The 2,403-nt window shown below is 69.6% G+C and carries 2 protein-coding genes; one reads left to right on the top strand and one right to left on the bottom strand.

Annotation, left to right across the window (positions count from 1 at the left end; genetic code table 11):
- On the bottom strand, window positions 1-1,391 hold a 1,391-nt coding region (locus D1643_RS10615), incomplete at its 3' end, for a hypothetical protein (protein WP_160710580.1).
- Window positions 1,392-1,626: 235 nt separating this feature from the next.
- Here D1643_RS10615 and D1643_RS10610 point away from each other — a divergent pair.
- Window positions 1,627-2,403 (top strand): iron-sulfur cluster assembly scaffold protein (locus tag D1643_RS10610; RefSeq protein WP_201751095.1); only part of this gene is annotated, 777 nt, incomplete at its 3' end.

Raw genomic sequence — 2,403 nt, 5'->3', positions numbered from 1 at the left:
GGCGGCTCGTCGCCGGGCGTTGGGGCCGTAGCGGGCGCCGGCGCGCCTGCGGCCGAGGTCGGGTCGAGGCCCGCCCCTGCCCGCGTCGCGCCCTCGTCGGCGCTGGCGCCCGCCCCACCCGCCTCTACGGCGCGCATGGCCTGGGCCGCCTCCTCGTCTGCCTGACGCTGCATATCGGCATCGTGCAGGCAGCAGCTGAAGTCCGCCTGCGTGGACACGAGCAGCAGCAGGCCCATGACGGCGTTCACCACCAGGTCGTTCACGGCGAGCGGATAGACCGCCGCGAGTCCCATGCGCGCTACGCCGCGGCAGCCCAGCCACACGATCCAGCCGGCGAGCGCGTAGTAGTACGGGTCGCGCCACCCATGGGACTCGAAGGCTATCACCGTGTACCACACGAGCCCCACCATGAGCGCGTTCACCGTGGTGGCGAACAGCGCGCCGTTCTCGAGCGCCTGAGGAAGCGCCGCATAGACGATAAGCGCCATGCAGGCCAAAAGCTCGAGCGTCACCCAAATGCCCATGGTCATGGTTCGGCGGTTGCCACGCAGCACGAACAGGATGACGGCCGCGCTGATGACGATGGTGAGGCCGGCGTAGCCGAGCCGCGTGGGCTCGGTGAACACGATGGGCAGCCCGTCGGGGTAGCCGCGCAGCATCCCCACGACGATGCCGAGCAGGCCGATGCCGATGGCCGTGCTCACGAGGAAGCGGCGGTCGTCGACGGAGGTGCGCGTGTAGCCGAAGTAGGCGGTCGGCCCTGGCGGCGCGTCGAGGGTGCGCAGCGGCCGTCCTCGGAAGGCAAGCGCTAGGCAGCCGAACTGCAGGAGCGATCCGGCTGCCGCCGCTGCAAGCGAGGTGGCGGCCGGCAGCAGCGAGAGCACCTCCAAGAACACCTCGCTCACGATGAGCGCGCCGAAGGCGTAGACGGCGGCAAGCGCCCCCGAGCATCCCTTCGCCCGGCGCAGCCAGTAGTACATGGCGCCGCTTGAGAACAGCGAAAGCGCCACGCTCAGCCAGAAGAGCGCCAGGGGATGAGGCGCTCCGTCGAGGACGATGGCCGTCTGCGCCACGAGGAGCAGCGTCTCGGCGAGGATGCACAGCTCGGCGAGCAGGGTGACGGTGCGTCGTCGCAGCTGGCGCCGGCTCACGGCTAGCGCGAGCAGCAGCGCGCCCATGATGACGAGCGTGGCCAGCATGGAGCCGTCGGTGTAGATGCCCAGGTCGGTCTGGTTGTAGCTGCCGTAGCTTCCGGCGATGAGTCCCGATCGCGCCAGCGCCAGCCCCAGGATGCCGGGCGCGAGGCCCCGGGCCAAGGTGCCGATAGGCCGGGTCTCCAAGCGCGCGAACGCTGCGGCGTCGCCTGCGATGCCGGTATGTGATGAGTCCATGATCCCCTCCAGCGCTCTTCCTCCGTACCGTCCCCGACCCGATGCCGTGGGCCTGCCCTCCCCGGGACGAACGATGCGCGATGCCGCTAAGTTTAGTGCGTTTCACAGGGGGCGATGCTGCGTTTATCCATTGTTTACGGGATGTAAACGACGCGTATCCCCAAAGAGGGTACGTTTCACGGGTCCTGCGGGTGACAATGTTGCCCAGCATGATTCATGAGGCGAGGAGTCAACTATGGGAGAATCCCGCAACGTCTACGTCGAGCTCGAGGACAAGGTGCTCCTGCGTACGGCGGATGTCTACCAGACTGCCGTCGGCGACGACGTGGAGAGCTATTCTGACACGCTCTTGGCCGTGGTGGCCAACTTCAGGAACGCCGGCCGCCCCGAGGGCTTCAACGCCCAGTCCATGGCCGGCAAGTCGAAGCGCGGCGAGATAGCCTGCCGCCTGTTCGCCGTGGTCGACCCGGACACGCGCATCGTTCGCAAGGCCGGCTTCAAGGCGCGCGGCTGCCTGGCCATCACGGCCTGCGCGAGCGTCGTGTGCTCGATGATGGAGGGCCGCCGGCTGGAGGACGCGCTGGCCATCACCGTGGATGACGTGCGCGAGGCGCTCGACGGAGTGCCGGCCGGCAAGACGAACACGCTCTACTTCGCGGTGGAGGCCGTGCGCGGCCTGGTGGGCGACTACCTGGTGCGCGAGGGCGCCACTCTGGCCGAGCTGGATGCCGTGGTGGGCTGCGACGAGTCGTCGGTGGCCTGCATGATGTGCGAGCACTGCTCCCTGCGCACCATGCGTACCGAGATGCTCGTGGATGCGCTGGAAGGCGCAGCCGGCGAAGACGATGGGACGGCTGCCGAGGGCGTCGCCCTGGGCGCGACCGCGTCGACCGGAGAGGAGCCGGTGGCGCCCGCGCGTGGCGTCGCGGCTGCGTCGGCTGGCTCTGCCACAGTCGCGGCGCCGGCCGGGGCCAGCGGCGATGGCGCGGCCGCCGGCGACTCGGCGGCGAGC

It is taken from the genome of Enterorhabdus sp. P55 (assembly GCF_009911695.1).
Lineage (GTDB): Bacteria > Actinomycetota > Coriobacteriia > Coriobacteriales > Eggerthellaceae > Enterorhabdus.
The sequence above is the reverse complement of the archived record's forward strand: the minus strand, read 5'-3'. Positions and strand labels throughout refer to the sequence as shown.